Annotated in this window: 3 protein-coding genes; all 3 read left to right on the forward strand. The window is 51.6% G+C overall.

The features are described 5' to 3' along the window. Window positions 1-265, forward strand: a 265-nt coding sequence (locus KNQ02_RS15405) for a hypothetical protein (protein WP_214809124.1), incomplete at its 5' end; no start/stop codon positions are given. A 262-nt stretch (window positions 266-527) separates the two neighbouring features. Then, window positions 528-1883, forward strand: a complete 1356-nt coding sequence (locus KNQ02_RS15410) for a plasmid recombination protein (RefSeq protein WP_214809126.1) — start codon at window positions 528-530, stop codon at window positions 1881-1883. Window positions 1884-2462: 579 nt separating this feature from the next. Continuing rightward, on the forward strand, window positions 2463-3873 hold a 1411-nt coding region (locus tag KNQ02_RS15415), incomplete at its 3' end, for a Rep family protein (RefSeq protein ID WP_214809130.1).

A 3873-nucleotide genomic window follows, 5' to 3' on the forward strand; every position in this document is an offset into this window, starting at 1 on the left:
TGTGTGGGTGTACCATTTGAAGCCGGAGCGAGATTGGACTTCGAAGCAAGACCTTGCGAAGAAGTGGCGGAAGAATCGTCCGTTCTTTTCGGACGATGTGGTGTACGAGTATTATCAGACGGTCGGCTATGTGCCGTACGACCCGTCGGCGCCAGTGTTCGCGGAACGCGATCGCATGGCGAAGGTGATTGCGAAGGTGTATGCGGAAGGAACTTTCGCAGACCCGAACGCGTACGTCGAGGTCGACGGATTGCCGGAAGAATGACGGACGCAGCCACTCGAAAGAGTGGCTCGTTTTTCGTGGTCTTGAACTTGATTTTGACCTACTCTCCTGCGAAGCGAGGAGCCCGCCAATTTACAGCTTGCTGTCAATTGAGTAGCGGGTCTACTTAATTGACAGTCACGCACGAATGTTCTTGTTTTTAAAGCGTTTTTGACCTATACTGTAAACATAGGAAAATCAAATTTACAGTGACTACTGTAAACATGCAGATTTTACGTTTACAGCAGACGAGCGAAGGGCGGAAATGACAATGACGACGTATGCGATGACTGTAAGCACGCAAGTGAAAAGTGCGAACACGGAGACCGATATTAAGTTCCACTCGGGGAAGGAAAATCGGGAAACGTATGCTCATGAGAATAAGAACATTGATCTCGAACGTTCGCACTTAAACGTCGAGTTCGATTTTCATTCTCGTGAGGAATTGCTCGAAGCGCACTATGGTGATTGGGTTCGAAAGCATGACATGCAAAACAACAGTGCGAAAAGACGGTACGGCTCGGTTGAAGGGTATCTCGCTACTTTTGAAGGTAATGAGGTGCTCGGGAAGGAAAAGAACGTGCGGTGGGCTACGGTGAGCCAAATGACGTATGTTGGTGACAAGGAAACGATAGGCGAGTTATGGGAAGACTTATCAGAGGCTGGAGCTACTGACGAGATGCTCATACAGGCGTACAGTGAGGGCTACCGTGAGTACGTTGAGAAACACAACGAGACGTTCCCGATGCTCCCGATTTATCACAGTGATATTCATTTTGACGAGTCAACGCCACATGGACATGATGCAATCGTGGTCATGGCGGTTACGGACAAAACACCTAAAGGGAAAGACGGTAAACCGACTGACAGTTTTAATACTGCGCTTGGTATGAAATACGGTTATAAATTGCATAACAAGGAAAAGATGCGGCTCTATCGTGAGGAAAATGACAAGTTGGCGTTCGATAGCATCTTGGGAGCACTTCAGAAGGTGGGCGAAGCCAAAGGCATGCCGTTCGATACTGAAATCGTACGAACGGGTCAAACGTTCTCGCTCGACCTTAATAATTACAAAATCGTCAAAGACGAAGTGCGAGACGCCGTAGGCGAGCGCGAGGACGAACTTAACGACTTGGAAATGAAACTGTCCGGACGAGAAGCGGAGCTTGAGGAACGGATCAGTGGAATTGACGATAAGGCGGCGGCCCTTGCGCAGCGAGAGGCTGACGTGACCGGTCGCGAAGCGCGAGCGAAGGAGAAACAGGACGAACTGGACGAGCAGGATAAAGCGATGGCTGAGCGAGAGGCTGCCGTTGCGGCGCGTGAGGCTGCCGTTGCGTTAAGCGAGGATGCGAAGAAGAAGGAGCTTAGCGCGAAATATTGGAAAGGCTTCAGATATGGAGCGAAGACTGTTCTTGCTATGTCTGCGCACCCGGACATGGCGACGACGAAGTCGTTGCGTGAGCAGGTGACGCCGAACTTGGCTGTGAAGTTCACGGCTACGGACAAGGACGCGCACATTGTGACGCGCGTTCGTGAGGCTGGAGAGCGCGTGAAGCGAGCGCAAGCGAAGACGACTACACAGGAACAGACAAAAAACAACGATGGACCACAACGTTGAGTTTGTCACCCCGGCGGAGCCGGGGAGCGCACGGGATTTTCGGGTCACGATCTAAACGAACACGGTTTTCGTTCGATTAGGTCGTGAAGCGCTCGACGGCGAAGCCGGAGACGGGGGTTTCGTCGGGGGTGTGTGACATCAATTTCGTTTTTTGACGAAAATTGATGCGCAGTAGTGGGTAGTGGGTAATTCGGTAGAATTATCCCTAACGCGTGCCATAAACTCCGTACTGGCACGGTTAAAGCGCCCCCGGCGATACCCCAATTTCTTACCGGTGACTCTACCCAACGCCTGTTTCTGGGTAGAGCGAAATACTCGAAAAGTGGTTTTTTGCAAAAAAATACCACTTCTACAATGAATGTGGAAGTGGTATCCTATACCTATCAGATGCGACTTGGCGGAAGAATCTGATAGAGCATGCTGTTATTTGGCTGATACCAAAATGATAACAGATAGTCATTGCATACTCAAGCGCATTTTGCTTGCGGAATGTAATTTCATTTTATATAAAACGCTCTATCGACAGAGATTTGCCACGCCATTTTCGCGTCTGCAATCTGACGAGGGAGTGTTTTTTTTATGGCAAAAGCCAACGGAATGGACGAGTCGAACGAATTTAACGAGGAAGAATTGGAGGCTGCGGAAGGTTCAACCGAGGAATCGAGTGTTGATCCGGACGCAACCGACGACGAAATGGAAGATGCCGACGGTGGAACGGAACTGGATGACGGGAATTTTCCTGCGAAGGACTATGGTGATGCCCGGCATCGCGGTTGGTTCGTGATGCGGAGTTACCCGTATGACTGCGCCGACGCGAAGGGTAAGTATTTCGGTAAGTCGGCGGACGAGTGGGCTAAGGGTGTGACGGACGAATGGACGGAGATTGGCAATCACGAGAAAACGGTGTGGTTGCAGTTCATCGTTCACGATAAGGACATCATTCGCAAAGGCAAGAAGGAAGAGACGAAGCCAGTGCATATGCACGCTGTTGTCCGGTTTGAGGACAACAAGACACAGAGCGCGGTGATGAAGCTCTTTTGCGGGAATAACACGCGGGTGAACAACGTTCAGCCGGTGCTATCGACGAAGGGCGGCTACAAGTCGGCTCTGCTGTACTTGACGCACCATACCGATAGTGCGTACCGTGAGCGGAAGACGTGGTACCACTGGGACAAAGTGACGCCAATCAAGGAACGCTACGTGGACTTGATTGCGACCGATACGAAGCATCGTGTGACGGGCAAGCAGGTGGAGGCGCTCCTTGAGGAGTGCGTGGACGGCATCATGGACGGTACGGTAGCGTTCAAGAAGGTGCGGGAGCGATTCATCAAGATGACGAGCAACCGAGGCTACTTGAAGTACAAGAAGGAGTTCGAGAGCGCGTTCGAAGAATATCGTGCGAAGTTGTGGAGTGAGTACGTGAAAATGAGCCTTGCTGGGAATTTCCACAAGGTGACAACGTACATTGCCGGACCGGGACGGGTTGGCAAATCGTTGCTGGCGGACTTGTTGGCGCTCGTGGAACACGATGAAGATAACATCTTCAAGCCAGCAGGTGGCGGCTCCGACAAGGTGACGGACGATTTCGTTGACGGGCATGGCACCGAGCGCGCGACGGTGTTCCATGACCTGTCGCCAAAGGTCTACTCGAAGCGTTCGTGGTTCACGATGCTTGACCCTCGCAACTGGGCGCCTACGCGCTCGCGAGGAAAGGTGAAGCCGTGGTTCTCAACGTCGGTCTATATGGCGGTGAACTTGCCGTTAGGCGAGTTCTTGATTCAGATGATTACGAAGGGCGATAGCCAAATGGACATCACGACGGGCAACGCCGACGACATCATCATGTCGCTCGGTCGAGTCGCTCGATATTTGGTCTATGGTGAACACAACGGACAACCCGTTGTGTGGGTGTACCATTTGAAGCCGGAGCGAGATTGGACTTCGAAGCAAGACCTTGCGAAGAAGTGGCGGAAGAATCGTCCGTTCTTTT

Origin of the sequence: Exiguobacterium sp. s102 (assembly GCF_018618635.1) — a bacterium.
In the GTDB taxonomy this organism is placed as follows: Bacteria; Bacillota; Bacilli; order Exiguobacteriales; family Exiguobacteriaceae; genus Exiguobacterium_A; species Exiguobacterium_A oxidotolerans.